The sequence below is a fragment of the Desulfosediminicola flagellatus genome, assembly GCF_005116655.2.
GTDB classification, from domain to species: Bacteria; Desulfobacterota; Desulfobulbia; order Desulfobulbales; family Desulfocapsaceae; genus Desulfopila; species Desulfopila flagellata.
In genome coordinates this window covers 3,872,308-3,889,469 of sequence record NZ_CP050698.1, presented here as the reverse complement: position 1 = coordinate 3,889,469, position 17,162 = coordinate 3,872,308, and the positions used below count along the sequence as shown (strand labels likewise).

Annotated in this window: 16 protein-coding genes; 5 read left to right on the top strand and 11 right to left on the bottom strand. The window is 44.7% G+C overall.

The window, feature by feature from the left end; all coding sequences use genetic code 11:
• Positions 1–73: 73 nt before the first annotated feature.
• Both carB and carA read right to left on the bottom strand, forming a co-directional pair.
• Positions 74–3,289, bottom strand: coding sequence for a carbamoyl-phosphate synthase large subunit (gene carB / locus FCL46_RS16085; protein WP_136806612.1), 3,216 nt, complete (start codon positions 3,287–3,289; stop codon positions 74–76).
• Positions 3,290–3,353: 64 nt separating this feature from the next.
• Complete coding sequence (gene carA / locus FCL46_RS16080) at positions 3,354–4,481, bottom strand: glutamine-hydrolyzing carbamoyl-phosphate synthase small subunit (RefSeq protein WP_136806613.1); 1,128 nt, start codon at positions 4,479–4,481, stop codon at positions 3,354–3,356.
• A gap of 398 nt (positions 4,482–4,879) precedes the next feature.
• On the opposite strand from carA, the gene FCL46_RS16075 reads away from it, so the two are divergent.
• Positions 4,880–5,626 (top strand): SDR family oxidoreductase, encoded by a 747-nt coding sequence (locus FCL46_RS16075; protein ID WP_136806614.1) that lies wholly within the window; start codon positions 4,880–4,882, stop codon positions 5,624–5,626.
• A 283-nt stretch (positions 5,627–5,909) separates the two neighbouring features.
• Here FCL46_RS16075 and FCL46_RS16070 read toward each other — a convergent pair whose 3' ends face one another.
• The 6 genes from FCL46_RS16070 to FCL46_RS16045 all read right to left on the bottom strand — a co-directional run bounded on the left by FCL46_RS16070 (position 5,910) and on the right by FCL46_RS16045 (position 11,421).
• Positions 5,910–6,458 (bottom strand): hypothetical protein, encoded by a 549-nt coding sequence (locus FCL46_RS16070; RefSeq protein ID WP_136806615.1) that lies wholly within the window; start codon positions 6,456–6,458, stop codon positions 5,910–5,912.
• A gap of 215 nt (positions 6,459–6,673) precedes the next feature.
• Positions 6,674–7,636, bottom strand: coding sequence for a tRNA 5-methoxyuridine(34)/uridine 5-oxyacetic acid(34) synthase CmoB (cmoB, locus tag FCL46_RS16065; RefSeq protein ID WP_136806616.1), 963 nt, complete (start codon positions 7,634–7,636; stop codon positions 6,674–6,676).
• A gap of 18 nt (positions 7,637–7,654) precedes the next feature.
• Positions 7,655–8,416, bottom strand: a complete 762-nt coding sequence (gene cmoA / locus FCL46_RS16060; RefSeq protein ID WP_228723235.1) for a carboxy-S-adenosyl-L-methionine synthase CmoA — start codon at positions 8,414–8,416, stop codon at positions 7,655–7,657.
• A complete protein-coding gene (locus FCL46_RS16055; RefSeq protein ID WP_136806617.1) occupies positions 8,401–8,772 on the bottom strand; it encodes a YdbL family probable chaperone protein in 372 nt (123 codons plus the stop codon). The genes cmoA and FCL46_RS16055 overlap by 16 nt, the downstream gene beginning before the upstream one ends.
• Before the next feature lie 37 nt (positions 8,773–8,809).
• A complete protein-coding gene (locus FCL46_RS16050; protein WP_136806869.1) occupies positions 8,810–8,998 on the bottom strand; it encodes a YnbE family lipoprotein in 189 nt (62 codons plus the stop codon).
• Between the two features lie 5 nt (positions 8,999–9,003).
• Positions 9,004–11,421 (bottom strand): intermembrane phospholipid transport protein YdbH family protein, encoded by a 2,418-nt coding sequence (locus tag FCL46_RS16045; protein ID WP_136806618.1) that lies wholly within the window; start codon positions 11,419–11,421, stop codon positions 9,004–9,006.
• 215 nt (positions 11,422–11,636) lie between these two features.
• Between FCL46_RS16045 and FCL46_RS16040 the strand changes: the two genes are divergently transcribed.
• Positions 11,637–12,434, top strand: a complete 798-nt coding sequence (locus tag FCL46_RS16040; protein ID WP_228723233.1) for a biotin/lipoyl attachment domain-containing protein — start codon at positions 11,637–11,639, stop codon at positions 12,432–12,434.
• Between the two features lie 81 nt (positions 12,435–12,515).
• Positions 12,516–13,436, top strand: a complete 921-nt coding sequence (locus FCL46_RS16035) for a biotin--[acetyl-CoA-carboxylase] ligase (protein WP_136806619.1) — start codon at positions 12,516–12,518, stop codon at positions 13,434–13,436.
• Here the strand turns inward: FCL46_RS16035 and recO are convergent.
• Genes recO through FCL46_RS16020 form a run of 3 tightly spaced genes read right to left on the bottom strand, consistent with a single transcriptional unit; the run spans position 13,427 to position 16,003 of the window.
• Positions 13,427–14,221, bottom strand: a complete 795-nt coding sequence (gene recO / locus FCL46_RS16030) for a DNA repair protein RecO (RefSeq protein ID WP_136806620.1) — start codon at positions 14,219–14,221, stop codon at positions 13,427–13,429. The two genes, FCL46_RS16035 and recO, sit on opposite strands and share 10 nt — an antisense overlap.
• A 35-nt stretch (positions 14,222–14,256) precedes the next feature.
• Complete coding sequence (locus tag FCL46_RS16025) at positions 14,257–14,940, bottom strand: helix-turn-helix domain-containing protein (protein ID WP_136806621.1); 684 nt, start codon at positions 14,938–14,940, stop codon at positions 14,257–14,259.
• Positions 14,941–14,971: 31 nt separating this feature from the next.
• Positions 14,972–16,003 (bottom strand): peptidylprolyl isomerase, encoded by a 1,032-nt coding sequence (locus FCL46_RS16020; RefSeq protein WP_167505820.1) that lies wholly within the window; start codon positions 16,001–16,003, stop codon positions 14,972–14,974.
• A gap of 280 nt (positions 16,004–16,283) precedes the next feature.
• Here FCL46_RS16020 and FCL46_RS16015 point away from each other — a divergent pair, with 280 nt between their 5' ends.
• The gene (locus tag FCL46_RS16015) at positions 16,284–16,787 is read left to right on the top strand and encodes a TlpA disulfide reductase family protein (RefSeq protein ID WP_136806623.1); all 504 of its coding nucleotides are present in this window, start codon (positions 16,284–16,286) and stop codon (positions 16,785–16,787) included.
• A 153-nt stretch (positions 16,788–16,940) separates the two neighbouring features.
• Complete coding sequence (gene extJ / locus FCL46_RS16010) at positions 16,941–17,150, top strand: selenite/tellurite reduction operon protein ExtJ (RefSeq protein ID WP_136806624.1); 210 nt, start codon at positions 16,941–16,943, stop codon at positions 17,148–17,150.
• Positions 17,151–17,162 lie beyond the last annotated feature (12 nt).

Here is a 17,162-nt window from a genome sequence, read left to right as displayed (position 1 = left end):
ATATCGCATCAATAATTGTAAAGCATTATGGATAGATGTCGAGGGGGGCTTACCATTTTTTTACAGTATACCATCAGGTAAAGTATTGTACAGGCTGAACACCTATTTCATTTTCCTTTACTTCTTCAACAGCTTTGACGAATGCACCGGCACCGGTGATGGTCGTTGTATATGGAATATGGAAATCTAGAGCGGCTCTTCTGATGAGATATGCATCTTCAGTGGTACGCTTGCCAAGGGAAGTGTTAACTACCCAGGAAATTTGTCTATCCTGAACCTTGTCAAGAATATGTGGTCGGCCCTGAGAAATTTTATTTACATATTCGCATTCCACATCATGTTCTTTAAGAAAAGCTGCGGTGCCCTCTGTGGCAATAATACTGAAATCGAGTTCCACGAGTTTTTTGGCGATAGGCAATACTGCTTTCTTGTCACCGTCACGTACACTAATAAAAACATTGCCTGAAAGTGGCAGGGTGGATCCGGCAGCGAGATGTGCCTTGGCTATAGCCAGACCGAGGTTATCGTCAATGCCCATTACTTCGCCGGTGGATTTCATCTCGGGTCCGAGCAGAGTGTCAACGTTATCAAAACGGTCAAACGGGAATACAGCCTCTTTAACCGCCCAATGAGTTATGACGGCTTCAGTAGTAATTCCGAGTTCTTCAAGAGTTTTGCCCATCATTACCTTGGTTGCCAGTTTTGCAAGAGGCACACCTGTTGCTTTGGAAACAAAGGGAACTGTTCTTGAAGCTCGTGGATTTACCTCAAGGATATAGAGATCATTTTCCTTGACTGCAAACTGCACGTTCATAAGACCAACAACACCGAGTTCGAGTGCCATAGCACGTGAAGCGGTTTTGATCTCTTCAATCATCTCAGCAGAGAGGGTGTGTGGTGGAAGTACGCAGGCAGAGTCTCCTGAGTGGATACCAGCCTCTTCAACGTGCTGCATGATGCCGCCGATGATCGTAGATTTGCCATCACTTAAGGCATCAACATCAACCTCAATTGCATCTTTTAAGAACTTATCGATAAGAATCGGGTGTTCAAGAGATGATGCTCCGCCGATTGCGATCATGAAATCTTTAATACCCTGATCGGTATAGACAATTCGCATATCCCGGCCACCAAGGACGTAGGATGGACGAACAACAACTGGATATCCGATACGGTTTGCTGAAGCAAGGGCTTCTTCAAGAGTTGATACGGTATCGTTATCAGGCTGGCGCAGATTGAGCTTTTGCAGGAACTGCTGAAATCGCTTTCGGTCTTCTGCACGGTCGATTGCATCTGGCTGGGTGCCGATGATTTTAACTCCGGCCTTTTCCAGCGGTACTGCAAGATTCAATGGAGTCTGACCACCGAATTGTACAATGACCCCGTCTGGTTTTTCCTGATCGATGATATTAAGCACATCTTCACGGGTCAACGGCTCGAAGTAGAGTTTGTCCGAGGTGTCATAATCTGTTGAAACGGTTTCAGGGTTGGAATTGATCATAATAGAATCAACGCCGATTTCTTTGAGTGCAAAGGCGGCATGTACACAACAGTAATCAAATTCTATACCCTGGCCGATACGGTTTGGTCCGCCGCCGAGGATAACGATTTTTTTGTTATCGGTCTGGGTTGCCTCGTTCTCCATTTCGTACGTCGAATAATAATATGGAGTGTATGACTCGAATTCAGCAGCACATGTGTCAACCAGCTTATAGACTGGAGTAACGTCTTTTGACTTTCTCAAGTTGCGTACATCGTCTTCAGATGTCCCTGTGAGATAAGCGAGCTGCTTGTCTGAAAAACCCTGCTCTTTACAGGTCTTGAGAAATGGACCGTCAAGTTCCTGAAAACCGCGTTCTGTGATTTTTAATTCAGTTTCAACAATTTGTTTGAAATTGTTAAGGAACCATGGATCAATTCCGGACAACCTATAAATCTCTTCAACCGGCATATTGCGCTTAAGCGCTTCGTAAATATGTGCAACACGCTTGGAGTTAGGAACCCGCAGACCAATAGCCAGATCTTCAGGGTCAAGATGGTCCAGCATGTCTTTGCCGTCACCGCCAAAGCCAAAACGTCCGGTCTCAAGTGATCGCATTCCTTTCTGGAAGGCTTCCTTAAAGGTTCGGCCAATGGCCATGGTCTCACCGACAGACTTCATCGCAGTTGAAAGTACATCTTCTGTTTCTGGAAATTTTTCAAAGGTCCATCGAGGAATTTTAACCACGCAGTAATCGATAGTCGGTTCAAAAGCTGCATAGGTTTCGCGAGTAATATCGTTTTGGAGTTCGTCGAGGGTGTAACCTACTGCGAGCTTGGCAGCAATCTTGGCAATCGGGAAACCGGTTGCCTTTGACGCCAGTGCCGAACTTCTGGAAACACGTGGGTTCATCTCAATAATTACGAGCTCACCGTCTTCAGGATTTACAGCAAACTGGACATTAGAACCACCAGTCTCAACGCCGATCTCACGGATAATGGCAACTGCTGCGTCACGCATCTCCTGATATTCACGATCAGTAAGAGTTTGTGCGGGTGCCACGGTGATAGAATCACCGGTATGTACACCCATTGCATCCACATTTTCAATAGAGCAGATAATAACAACGTTATCTTTGCGGTCACGCATAACCTCAAGCTCATACTCTTTCCAGCCAAGAAGGCTTTTTTCAAGCATGATCTCTGTGGTCATTGAAAGGTCGAGACCTGAAGTGCACATCTCTTCAAGTTCCTGACGGTTATAGGCAACACCGCCACCAGTTCCACCAAGGGTGAAACTTGGTCGAACGATAACTGGAAAGCCGATATCGTCGGCTGCAGCCATCGCTTCTTCAATGGTGTGAACGATTGAAGATTCTGGCACATTAAGGTTAATCGCATGCATCGCTGCACGGAACTCTTCACGACCTTCGGCTTTCTTGATGACATCAATATTGGCTGCGAGCAGCTCAACATTGTATTTTTCAAGGATGCCGGTCTCAGCTACCTTGATTGCAGTATTAAGTGCAGTCTGGCCGCCAAGGGTTGGGAGCAGCGCGTCAGGGCGCTCTTTTTCGATAACCTTGATAACAAATTCAGGGGTGATCGGCTCTATGTAGGTCGCATCTGCAAGCTCAGGATCGGTCATGATCGTGGCCGGATTTGAGTTGATCAGGACAACTTCATATCCTTCTTCTTTAAGAGCCTTAACGGCCTGGGCGCCTGAGTAGTCAAACTCACAGGCCTGGCTGATAATGATGGGCCCTGAACCAATGATGAGAATCTTTTTTATATCTGTTCTTTTTGGCATGATCTCTTTTCTCTGTATGCTGTGATAGTTACTCTTGCTCGTTTCCCCGGTTTACCAGTGGCGTTTAGCCCTGGTCGCGCATCATGTTAATGAACCGGTCAAAGAGATACAGTGAGTCGTGTGGGCCCGGAGCATGTTCTGGATGATATTGAACAGAAAATGCCGGGTATTTCTTGTGTCGCATGCCTTCGCAGCTGTTGTCGTTGAGGTTGATGTGGGTTAATTCCACTTCGTCCTCACTCAAGCTTTTCATGTCGACGCAGAATCCGTGATTCTGGGAGCTGATCTCAACTTTGCCGGTGGTCAGGTCTTTAACAGGCTGGTTACCGCCGCGATGACCAAACTTGAGCTTATAGGTTGAACCGCCATATGCAAGGCTCAGCATCTGGTGACCAAGGCATATTCCGAAAATCGGTTTTTTGCCGAGAAGAGTTTTCAACGTATCTACAACGCCTTCAACTCCTTCCGGGTCACCCGGGCCGTTGGAAAGGAATATACCATCAGGGTTCATTGCAAGAACAGTCTCTGCGTCTGTAGTTGCAGGCACAACCTGTACATTACAGCCCCGAGCGGTAAGTTCACGCAACTGGTTGTATTTCAATCCGAAATCAAAGGCTACAACGTTGAGGGGATTTTCTGCATCACATTTTGCAGTAGAAAAGTCAGAACCTGGAACCGGTTGGTTATCTGCCCAGCCGTATGGCTCTGTGCATGTAACACGTTTGACCATATCCTGGCCTACAAGGCCGGTCCATTCTTTTGCCCGTTTAACAAGAGATTCAGGATCTGTATCTTTGGTGGAAACGATGCATTTCATTGCTCCAACAGTACGGATGTGTTTTACCAGGGCGCGGGTGTCAAACCCTTGTACGCCGAGGATTCCGTGCTCTATTAGAAAGTCTGCAAGTGACTGTGTGGAGCGGTAGTTAGAAGGAATAGGGTTGTATTCCTTGACAAGGAAGGCCATGGGATGAACCTTGCTTGATTCCATATCATCAGGGTTCACTCCGTAATTACCAATTAAAGGGTAAGTCATGGTAACGAGCTGACCTGTATAGGAAGGATCTGTCAGGACTTCCTGATATCCGCTCATGGAGGTATTGAAGACAATTTCACCGATGGCTTCGCCTTCGCCGGTAAAGGATTGCCCCTCAAAGATTGTCCCGTCTTCCAGGGCTATGAGTGCTTTCATTCTAGTCTATCCTTTTTTCTGTACCTGTGTCGTAGTGATGTAAACTCTAAGGCATCTGCAGGATGAGTGAAGATGTGCTTGACTGACTGGCGTGTATGCTGCGGATCTGGCACGATGCATGTGAGTGGGGAGACATGGCGGTGCGGGAACCTGGCGGCATGGAGCCTGGCGCCGGACCCAGATGTAAATTACAGGGTGCGCAGAAAAATCATAATCTATAACCTGTAATGACGGATTTCGTCAATAGTAAAGCGTTTGTCGTTTGTTTGATCAGTTATTTTCAGGTTGATATTTTTTCGCAGAACAGCACTAGATTATAACCTTGCAGTGCAGAGTTGTATAGGGCACCATGAATAAAATCACATTTGTCATGTAAAGAAAAAACTGAAAGGTGATATATGGAAAAGGTACTCGAAGGTAAAGTCGCAATTGTCACAGGTGCCTCAAGAGGAATTGGTGCTGCTATTGCTATTCGTCTCGGCCTGATGGGGGCAAATGTTGTTGTGAACTATGCACATAGTACCTCTGCTGCTCTTGAGGTTGTGAAGAGGATAACTGAATCCGGTCCGCAATCAATAGCCGTCAGAGCTGATGTTCGCCAGACTTCAGAGATAAAAAAGATGTTTGCCGCAGCACTTGAGAAGTTTGGCAGGTTAGATATTTTGGTCAACAATGCCGGGATATTGCAAAATAAGCCGATAAAAGATGTCAGCGAAGAAGAATTTGATGATATCATTGCGCTGAACGTAAAGAGTGTTTTTTTTGCATGCCAGGAAGCTGCAAAGGTGATTGCAGACGGCGGCAGAATTATCAATATATCATCGACGGTTACCAAAATGTTGTTGCCGACATATGGCCCGTATGCAGCGACAAAAGGTGCTGTTGATCAGTTAACACGGGTTCTGGCAAAAGAACTTGGCCATCGGGAAGTTACAGTGAACTCGTTATCTCCGGGGCCGGTTGATACCGAACTTTTTCGTGCTGGTAAGACTGAAGAGCAGATCCTGCAGATGGCAGGCATGGCTGCTCTTGGCAGGATTGGGACACCCGAGGATATTGCAGATGCTGTTTCGCTTTTAGTTCGTGATGAATCAGGATGGATTTCAGGACAAAATATTTGTGCCAATGGCGGGATGGCGGGATAGGACAGCCTGTTACCTAGAAGCAAATAGCTCAGCCTTACAGATTGCGTGGGATCTTTGAGGACGCGACAAAAGGACTGAGGCTTAAGGGATTAGGACTGAGTAAATTGCATTGAGAATGCAATAAGCTTCTGAATTACTCAGTCCTTTTATCTTTTACCTTTGGCCTAAGTCCTTAATCCCGCTTCCAGTCTATAGAGGTTGGTACAATTTACGTCTAATACAATAAAAAAAGGCCGCTACTCCTGATGAGGAGAGCGGCCTTAAATATATCTGATAGATAAACTTATTCGCCGAAAGAGTCCGTGAAAAGTTTTTCGATAGCTTCACGACCCGCTTCGCTTAAGTAACGGGTGCCGGAACCAACGAAGGTGTCATATTCAATTTTTGGGATGTCTTCTTTCCAGGTACCTTCTTTCCAGCTAAACCATTTTTTGTTTGGTTGATCAAAGACATGGAGTGGGCGGTTGAACATTTTGGCAAGCTCTACAGCCCAGCCGGTTCCACCTTTAACAGAGCCGTCTTCCTGGATGGTACCAATAACAAATACCTGATGGCCGCTGTTTACCATGTGAAAGATTGTCTGCAGAACCTTCCTGATTTTTTCGGTCTCATAATAGGTACGGTTGAGCATACGTGAAGCGAGTTCCATACTGATATCGCCACGTTCAAGCTCTTCCTGGGTAAGGATTTTAACATTCATTTCACGGGATAGTTTATGGCCGTCAAATGAATATACAATCTCTTTAATACCATGTTGCTGGGCTGCTTCACCGAAGGTTGCCTCAGCTCCTTTAAGACCACTGCTGTACAATGTACAATTTTCTTTGATCATGTTGTATGACTCCTGTCATAATAGGTTTCTCGCACTGCGAACACACCGCAATTTTCGGGAACTCGTATGGTCGGTTTATAGCCAGTGAAGAGTCCGGAAAGTAGTTGGTATCAGTGTTTGCAGGCACATATGCTGATTTGGCTGCAGACGAATAGGCCAATTGTATACATGCTGACCAGCAAACGCAATAACCTAAACCATATTATCCTCTATATTTATGATTTTTTTCTTCCTTTCAGAAATACCCGATATGGTGCAGGATACCCTTCGACAGTTAGTGTATTGTCTGTAGGGTTGAGGAAATCAATATATGACTCAAATGTCATCCATTCAGTCTGCCGTTGTTCCTCGCTGCTCATCGGATGAGAACAGAAAAGTTCAATATCGACAAAGCCGGCTTTTTGCATCCAGTTATAGAGACAGGCACCAGTCGGAACAAAATATGTTCCGGGTACTTTGGCGTAGGTTTTATCAGGAAAAAGTGCATACGGTTCATCGCCGGGAATAGCCTGAGACTCTATTATAAGTGAGCCGCCAGGTTGCAGGGCTGAGACTATATCCCGTAAAGTATCAACAGGAGAGGGGCGGTGGTAGATGATACCCATAAGAAAGATCACATCAAAGCAGTCGGGGAAAAGGGGCAGATGCTCTACTCCCAGCAGGTCGATCGTCTGATTCGCAAGCCCCGCCATTTCTTTAAGCGATTTAAAACAGTAGTAATGTTGCACTGACGGCTCAAGGCCCAAAACGAATTTGGGTTTATGGTGTGCCATCCTGAACATGTAGTAACCATTATTGCAGCCGATATCGGCAATAACCTTGCCTTCAAGATCAGGAAGTTGTGGAGCAACCCGCTGCCATTTTTTTTCGCTGCGCCACTCTGCATCAATATCAATACCGAAAACTGAGAATGGCCCTTTTCGCCAGGGAATGAATTTTTGGAGATTGTCTTTGATGATGTTTTTTTCAGCATCATTAATTTCGTTCGGACTTCCAATGGTGACTACGTCACCAGAGAAGTCGGTATGCATGGCACGAAACTTTGAGAGAGCCTGGAAGGGTTCACGGTAGCGAAGAAAGCCTTTTTTATTCTGGTTTACCCAAAGTTGACGTTCCTGGTGGAGGGACAAAATTTCATCATGCCGTACATGCGACGGCAGCATATCAATATAGGACATAGTAACTGGTTGATTAAATCAGGAGGGTTTTACGGCCACAAACGATGCAAAGTTGAACCACTGGAAGAATGTTTCGACAGTGGTGAAGCCAATTTGTTTGAGCATTGTTCTGTTTTCATCTATAGAAAAGGGGATAAGCACGTTTTCGAGTGCTTCTCTTTTTCTGGCTATTTCAAGTTCAGAATACCCTTTTGATTTTTTAAACTGGTGGTAAATATCTATATATTCGCGGTTGAGACGCTGGTCATGAGAGATGATCTTCTCGCTAAGCACCAGTATGCCTCCGGGACGCAAAGACTCATAGAGGTTACGCAGAAATGCTTCGCGTCTTAAAGGGCGAATAAACTGCAATGTGTAATTGAGGATAAATCCACCGGCATTGGGATGATGCATGGAGGTTATATCTTCTTTTAAGAAACTGATAGAGTCCTGCTTGGAGTAGAGTTCAGCCTTGAGACGTGCTTTTTCAAGCATGGCATCTGAGCTGTCTATGCCTACGAATTTCAGACCTTTATCGGGTAGTAGACGACAAAACTCCATCAGCGTGGTGCCGGTGGAGCAGCCTAGGTCATATACCGTGTCTTCAGCGTGCAGGAAGGTATCCAGCAGACGTGCAGAAGAGGATATGACTTCGGAATAATACGGGACAGACCTGTCGAGCATGTCGTCAAATACTTCAACAACACGCTCGTTGAATACAAAGTCTTCCTGAATTGTGTCAACTTCGAAAAGTTTGTCGCGGGATGGCTTGGCCATCTGATGTTCTATTTTTGATACCATTTTCCGTCAGCGGCCTGAAACCAGTGGCCGTTTTTCCCTATAGAGGCGATCATCTTAGCTCTTCGCTGGCCAACCAGCGTTGGGGATGCACCTTCATTTTTAGCGATTGCGTCGTATACTTTTGCCCTGTCAGCATTTTCAGCACTTACTGTCGCTTTATCTGCCTGATTACCTGTGCGAAACTCAAGATAACCATCTTTGTTTTCACCAACTACGCCGCTATCTTTAAGTGCGTTGATTGCGGGAATGCGGGCTGCCATTCGGTCTTTCACAGATGCAGCGTAGAGTGTGGAGCAGGTAAAGAGCAGTGAAATAATCACAACAATTACGGAATGTATTCTGATTCTGTTATGCATGGTATGCCTCAGTGGTAACAGTTAATAGTGTAAAACGTTACTCGGATTGCAACTCATCCAGATCGGAAAAGAAATTGTCAAGAGCTCTGTCAACTTTCACATTAATATCAATGGTTATGTGAATAGGTTTAATTTCAACAGGTTTGACTTCCACCTGATGACTTGTGCAGGAAACGCCCAGAAGCAGGGTTGCAACGATGATCCCGCCGAGCAGGGCACTACGCATATCCTTCATTGCATGTTCTCCATAATCTTTTGAAGGCTCTGGCCGTATTTGAACATTTGCGCAAATGGCAGATGAAAATTAACGTCAAGCCGTATTGGGTGCTGAATACCCGGCCCTTTATCGTTGGTGACAAGCTGTCCTTTGCTATAACCAAAAGGGAGTGGTGATTCAGGTTTGCCGTCTATCTGCATCTTGATGAGAAGGTCGTCATCTATGCTGTTAAACGTCAGTTTTGTCCAGTTGTAGGAAAAATTCTCCATGGCCTGGAGTGAGTATTCAAGGTAGGCGGCTTTGCCCATATCCGGCATTCCCTGACGTAGCATTGCCGTGTTGTTGAAGCGTACTATACCACTATTGCCCGGAGTGGAAAACAGAAATCCATCGTCAAAAAGCATCTCCTTACCTGTGAAATGTATGGGCAGGCGACCATTAAGAGATCCGTCCCCGTCTGTTTCTGAGATGCCGAACTGATTTAACAGTTCAGAAAACTGTAATCGATCACAGTAAAGTGTGGTCGAAATTATCGGATTTTTTGTGTCGATGTTCAGGCTGCCACTTTCAACTTTTCCATTACACCAGTTGAAGCTGCTCTTTTCGAGAAAAAATTCTGTGGGACTGTGTATCCTAAAATAGAGGTTGCCGTTGGTAAATTTTAAATTACCAAAATCTATTGCCCCGATTTTAAGGTGATGAGTTGAGCTGCTACGCAGTGCAGGGAGTTCGGCTAGCACTATCTCGGTATTGATATCGCGGGTGAAGAGTTTTTTATCCTCGAGACTGAGCTCTCCGTCATTAAGTGTTACTGTGATATTTCCCGTTGGCTCACCCTTTGTATCAACGAATATTTCACCATGAACGTTAACCTTCCCTGAAAAGTGCAGATCGGGCGGCAATGAAATAAATGTTGGGAGTGAATAGGTGTTGAGTGCAGAAGAAGGGAGGTTGAAATTCATAGCGATCCCCCTGTGTGGAGATACATTTCCGGAAAATAGCAATGTATGTTGATTTGGCATGTGGCTTGTGAGGTTGCCGCTAAAATCGACATCATTTAATGTTGCTATAAATGTGGCCGAGATGCCGGCTACATCTTCACCATTAAAATGCATCCTCTCTATGCTGAATTTTCCCGAACCTTTTCTTTTTGCAGTCGCTTTGCCGTAGGTGTAACTCAGCGAGCTGCTAATGTTGTGTACTTCGAGTTTCTGCTCTTTGAGGATGGCATTGGAAATGTTGATGGTATTAGCAATTAAAATATTTTCATCAACTGTTTTAACTGTACTTTTCAGACTATATTGACCGAGATCGATCTTGCCTGATTGAAGAGTAATGTTTTGCGTTTTTCCATGAAATATCAGTTCGGCCTCAAGTTGCTCTGGATTTGCGACGCCCTTGAATTCCACTTGAATGTCTTCCTGAAGACTAAAAACCTCTAATTCACCCTTTCCTGTGAATTCACCTGTTGTCAGCAGATAACGGCCTTGCAGGTGCGTTTTGGCTTCAGCAGGTTGAGAAAGATGTGCGCCTGATACACTATATTCGAAATCGTTACCTGATCCTGAAACTGAGAGGAGGAGAGGAGAATCAGGATTATTCACCAGATGAAAACTGTTGGAATTGATGTCGAGATCTTGAAGTGTAATCTCGGCATTGAGTTTTTTTATCGCGTGAAAATTATTTGTTAGCTGAATCTCAGTGGTTAATTGGCCTCCGCCTGACACTTTGGCAGTTAGCTGAGATGCGAGCAGGAGGGATATGTTACTTAAGTCGGGAAGATTTGCAGCGATGTGTACAACAGGCCCTTCGCCAGTTACCTGAAACTCAGCATGTATAGTTGAAGTAATAGTACCTGCTGAAATGATTTCTGCCTGTATCTTTTGAAGAATGTACCCCCCTGATGGGGCTTTTCTGAATGTAGGTTCAACCTTGGCCTGAATGTTTAATGTTATGTCGGGGAGATCATCGCGGTCGATAATGATCATGCAGTCTCGTAATTCCAGCAGGTCAGCAAACACGGGAAATGCAGGAATCGATGTGCCTTCAATGTCGTAATCCTGAGAAGATCTGCTTGACTGGATATTACGCAGTGATATTTTGCCATTCCTTTCGATCAGCCTTACTGTAAGCCCATCGAGTTGTATGGTTTCGATCTTGCCGGATTTTAACCCGGTTGGAGAAAAAACAGCAGATATGCGGGGGATTTTAATGGCAGGAAGATCATCACTATCACCTACGGTCAGACTGCCTGTAAGATTCCATAAGGTGAGGTATGAGATATCCGCATCTATATTGTCTAGAGAATTTTTAGAGAGCAGATATGGGATGAGTTGTGTGTTAATCAGGTGCGGTGCAAATGAAAACGATAGCATTACTGCACTGATTACCAGGAAGAGCCCGGCTGTGATGATGATGCCTAATCGTTTCATAAAAAGTTAGCGTGTAATGTTCTCTGATTGTATATTATTGTGGTACGAATGATTGCCAATTTTAGTCTGTTAGCGTGGGAAAATGGTGAATTTCTGTGCTTTGCCGTCAAGGGGGACGATACAGTTTATTCTTGCCATGGTCTCATTATCTAAGTATAAACCCTATGCTTTATTGATGCATGCAGAATTCTTAACACCTGTGTCTGCACAGAGAAATGCTGGCATTATGGCTGTTTTTACTACCCATCGCAGAATGTCTGCTGACATCACTTACAGCGCAGAAACATCAGCCTCTGAGCCAATGGCCGAAGTGGCATGTTAATACGAACGTTATTAAAGCAAACATCCAGGTTTTCACTATGTCCAATGAAATAGACTTTGATCAGTTACTCAGTAAATATAAATCCGACCCGTATGATTATATTGATGTATGCGCGGTACATACGGGGCGTGTACAGTTCAAACTGGTAAACGGGGATGAAGTTCATGCTCCTTCTGGAGAATGGAAGCAGGTTCCCGGAACACCATTGTATGAAATCAATCGTGAACGCAACCCTAAATTGGTAAACGCACAGACCAATGGTACTGTAATGGATATCATGACCGAGCTTGACGGGCAGTTTGTCGAGGCCGGTGAGAAGTTGATGACTATCCGTCATCCCCTGAAGAAGAAAGAAATTATAGAGGCTATCCTTAAGGATGTGCTCTATCTTTTTCCTGCTCCTGAAACAGCGAAATATTTCTTCGCCATGGATATCCAGTCAAGAATTGATAAGAAGGGTGCCCGTTCTGTGACTATCGACAAGGGTGATGAAATTATCACCATGTCCCTCATGAAAAGAGATACTCCTGTCTATTATAACGGCGAAGGTGGTGTTATTCACTCAGTCTATTTTAAGCCTGGTGTTTCTGTTCCGCAGGGGGAACCCCTGATTGGTATTTGTGCTCCAGAAAAATTGCCGCTTATACAAAAGATTATCACCCGAGTCAAAGCCGACTGGGACGCTGAATAATTGATCCAACGGGGGAAGGTGCTGCCTGTCCCCCATTCCAGTTTTCTTCTCTTCTTTCGTTTTTATAACTTACATTATTCAATGGTATTCAATCGCCCGACCAAACCTTTGCTGGCTGAAGTCCTCAAGAAAGAACTCCTTATCCGCCAAGCTGCACACCCTGCTATAGATTGTGATGTAGTGTTTCGTTACGGTGGCTTTGTTGGCTCGGTGATCGACTGTCATCGTTCGCTACCACGGGCTATGGAGCATGCAAGGAATCACATCAGAGAAGTTGAATCGGCGAATGGTTCAGTGATGAATGGGATGATCATACTGGCTGACACGATGAGTCAGTCTAAGGGCCGGTTTACACGAAGTTGGCATGCCCCGTCAGGTGGCGTCTGGGGGTGCATGGTGCATGCAAACACCTTACTGGATCATTCCAAACGTTTTGTGCCGTTAGCCGTAGGCGTTGCCTGCTGCGAGGCGGTGCGTGAATCCGGAGGTAGTGATGCTACACTTCGTTGGGTCAATGATGTACTTTTCGGGGAAAAAAAGGTTGCTGGTTTTCTGGTTGAAGGATTTAGCGGTCCACACTACGGAGAGGAATATCATTTAGTAGGATTTGGTATAAATGTTAATAATCTGGAGTTCCCACCCGAACTTTTGGGTATTGCGACATCACTATCGAAAGAATTAGGGGCAGAGCTGGATATAACGACGTTTACCACGCTTTTTCTGGCCAAGCTTGCCTGGAATTTTGGTTTACTGTACTACGAAGAGTCACGTGAGCTAAAAGGGGACGGCTATTCCGGGAAAGACGGAAAACATCTTCTGCTTGAAAACTGGTTGTCGCTTTCCGATACCCTTGGGCAGCGCGTACTGTTCGGTTTTGATGTTATGACTAATCCAGAGTTTGAGGCAACTGTCATTGGTCTTCAGGATGATGGCGGGTTGAGGCTGCGTTTTGCTGATGGAACTGAAAAAGTTGAACATAGCGGAGAGATCCGTTACCTGTAATTTGTCCATTCAGTCATTTCTGATCTGATTGTTTTTCGTAGCATCCTCCATGAAATAATATCACGCTGCAAGACGTGTCTGCCGTAGCGATGCAGAACGTTCAGTGCTTCGTAAAGACTCGATTCTGCAACTTTGATCCTGTGCAGTCTTTCAAGAGAAGAATGCTGACACGATTCGAGCATTTTTATCGTGCCGGGAGATAGCGGTATACCGCTTTGTCCAGCAGCGCGTACACATTTTGCACAAATAAGACTGCCGGTTGACGTGTTGAACCTGAAATCGGAAGAGGACAATTCTGATATTCCGCAACTGAAACAGTGTCGTAATTCCGGACGATAACCAATGTAGTCGTAGAACCGTAAAAGAAATAGCATGACGATCTGCAGATGAGGCTCCCCTTTGTTGAGCATATGTAGTGACCAGAGAAGAAGTTGATAAAAACGCTCATCTTCTTCTCCATCACGTATTGCAAACAGTGTGAATTCTCGTATTACAGAGGCCGCTGTGTATTTGGTGAAATTCTGTCTGAGCTGAATGAAGCCCGAATGGAGTTCAGCCTCCTGGAGCAGGGCAAGAGAATTGCTGTTTCGCTGCCGGAGCGTTACCTGGAGGAAACTGAACAGTTCGAGTTTGTTGACGAATCGTCGTTTACTCTTCTTTGCACCCTTGGCAATGGCCGTTATTCTGCCGTTATCCCGGCAGTATAACGTTATTATCAGATCAGACTCCCCGTGATCATGGCTGTCAAGAACGATGGCGTCTGTTTCCCTGATGATAGGCGTCATTATGTGTTTTGCAGGGAGGTCAGGTCAGCGTGCGCTCACCCCTGAAGGTGAGCAACGCTTTTTGTATATGAATATGAAGAGGGTAGCAGAAGATAGTTGATCTCTTGCTGAAGTTTACCAGCCAACAACGAATCGGGCATTGTTTGCAGTCTGTTGAATGTAGATGTATCACCTGCATTTTCAGGCTCTGGTGCCTGAATGCTACTGTTGTCGGGATCTGAAGGAGCTGTATCCTGTGTGTTGTTTTGCTCAATACTCCGGATTTTTTCACTGATAAACGTTGCAGGGTTGATGTCGAAATACCAGCAGACTCCGCCGGTAAGCAGGATCAGAAGCAGCAACGCTAACCCTATGGTTGACATGGGCGAAGCACCGGATGGTTCAGCCATGTTGCTGATCTCCTGAGCAGCTTTATGGGCTGGCGGGTTATGCGATGTGAGTGAATTTTTTCGCTGAAGTGAACCCCGTTCAGTCAGAAAACGTTTAACGATTTCGTCTGAATTAAGTTTAAGCGCCCTGGCATAAAGACTGTAAAATCCACGTGCAAAAGCATCTGCAGGCAGAGAGCCATAACTGTCTCCCTCTATTGCCTTAAGGTTTGATGCGGATATTTTGGTTTCTTCACAAATCTGTTCGAGATCGAATCCGAGTTCTATTCTGGTCTTTCTTAGAAATTGCCCAAGGGATTCGGGCTCTGTTTCATGTGGTTCAGTGGTCATTGACACTGTCCTTATATTGCTGCGTGGTGGGTTATAATTTCTGAATATAGGCTTTTTCTTTAAGGTCTTTTACCCATTGGCCATATGCTTTTTGTAACTCTTCGTCATAAAGCTTTTCTTTGATCTCATCTTTTACAGAAACATATGCAGCTTTTCTGATAACTGCATCCTCTCCGGCAGAAAGAAGTTTGAAAAACTGGTATCCGGCAGGAGTTTCTACTATTTCACTGACCTCTCCGGATTTGAGACTGGACACTGCGTCCCGCATATACTCTGCCATCTCATCGAGTTGAAATGTACCGATATCGCCGCCATCAACTTTTGATGGGAGATCAGAATATTTACTGGCCAGGGTTTCGAAGTTCTGTCCCGACATTACTAGATTATGTATGCGCTCTGCTCGTTTTTTAGCTTCAAGCTTGTTGGCCGATTGTCTAGCCGGGCTGGTCTTGGTTGCTTCGGAATCCTGCCAGGCGAACCCCATCTGCAGCAGATAATAGGCACCATCTTCAATGTTTGATGTATAATTCTCATCGTAATGCTTCTGGATCATGTCTTCAGTCACAACTATCTTAGCATGTACATCTGTGCCGACCAATTTGTTTTGAAGAAGTTGGCTTTCCAGAGTCGTTTTATAAACAGCTTCACTTAACCCGCTGCTTTCAAGTTTGGCAAGTAGTTGCTCGCGGCTAATTCGGTTTCGCTGCAGAACATTATTGTATGCTGCTTCAACTTCGCTCTCTGAAACCGTAATGTTTAATGCGCTGGCTTTCTGGGCAATAAGTCGTTTGTCAATGATGGTATTCAGAATTTCTGCACGCGCCATTTCTAGTTTTTCCTGAACCTCATCTACTGGAGACGTAGCGGTAATTTTACGGAATACTTCCTGGCCTTCGGCATCTACATCAGAGAGAGTAATTACTTCATCGTTAACCACGGCAACTATTTTATCTACGAGTTCGGCGTGGACAAGGCTGGGTGGTAACACGAGTGAGGCGAGAAAAATTGCGCAAACCAAGATACGTGCAGGATATGCTGATGCTGATCGGGAGTTTTGGCTCATAATGCGTTCCTGAAAGGTAATTCTAGATAAATGCGTTAGTGTAAATCGACAAAAATTTGCCATATGACCTCATTGGTCAAGGCAATAAGTTGACCAAAGTTACCTGATTCTGCTAGAATTATTCTAAAGAATCAGTAGATTAATCATTATATAGGTGCGAGCAGTAAGGTTTACAAGGTCTTCAGCCATTGTACCAGTTGACATTCACGCTATATCGAATATTCTGACGCGAGAGTATAGCATATGCAAGTTGAATTTGAAATCTCCGTGGGAGCCATTCATGAAAAATCTGTCCCGGTCTGTTTTTGTTAGTGCAGTTGCAGTTTTTCTGTTTTTCTGTTTTGCATTTAATACCAGTGCAAATGCATCATCCAGAATGCCTCAGTTTGTCTTGAAAAGTGCCGTTGACGGAAGTGAGGTGGATAGTACGTCTTTTGCCGGAAAGGTTTTACTGGTCTCCTTTTTTGCAACATGGTGCCCTCCATGTATTGAGGAAGTTCCTACTTTCAAAGACCTGCAGGGGAAATATGGTGAAAAAGATTTTTCTATAATCGCGTTATCAGTTGATCAGGGTGGGCCTGATGTTGTTGCCAGGCTCGTTAGAAAGAAAAATATCAATTATCCTGTTTTGATGGCTGATAATGAGACAATGCAAAATTTTGGGGGTGTTTACGGGGTTCCAGTTTCTTTCCTAATAAATAAGGATGGTAATGTGGTGAAAAAATACCCTGGGTATGTACCAAAAGCTATCCTTATCAAGGATATAGAGAGTATCATGAACTGATTATTCTCCTTTGATCTGTATCAACTTTGATTGACAAATGCTCATAATCCGGGTATATTAGAAGTTAACTAAATAGTGTACTACATTGTGGTTATATCGTGTTTTTTTCCGGAACTACTATCCGGCAATAATCTGTCATTCTAGGAGATAGTTATGAAAAAAGGAATCGTGTCTTTGGCAATGGCGTTGGTTTTCGCATTCTGTACAGCTGGTGCGGGTTATGCAGCAAAATTGAAATGTACTGTAGATGCAGTTGATGGCGACAAGGTTACCATGACCTGTGAAAAAGCTGACAAGTTAGCTCCGGGAGATAAAATTAAAGTATCTACCGCTAAGAAGGGAGCAGCTGTTGAGGGTTGTTAATTGACATAGCAT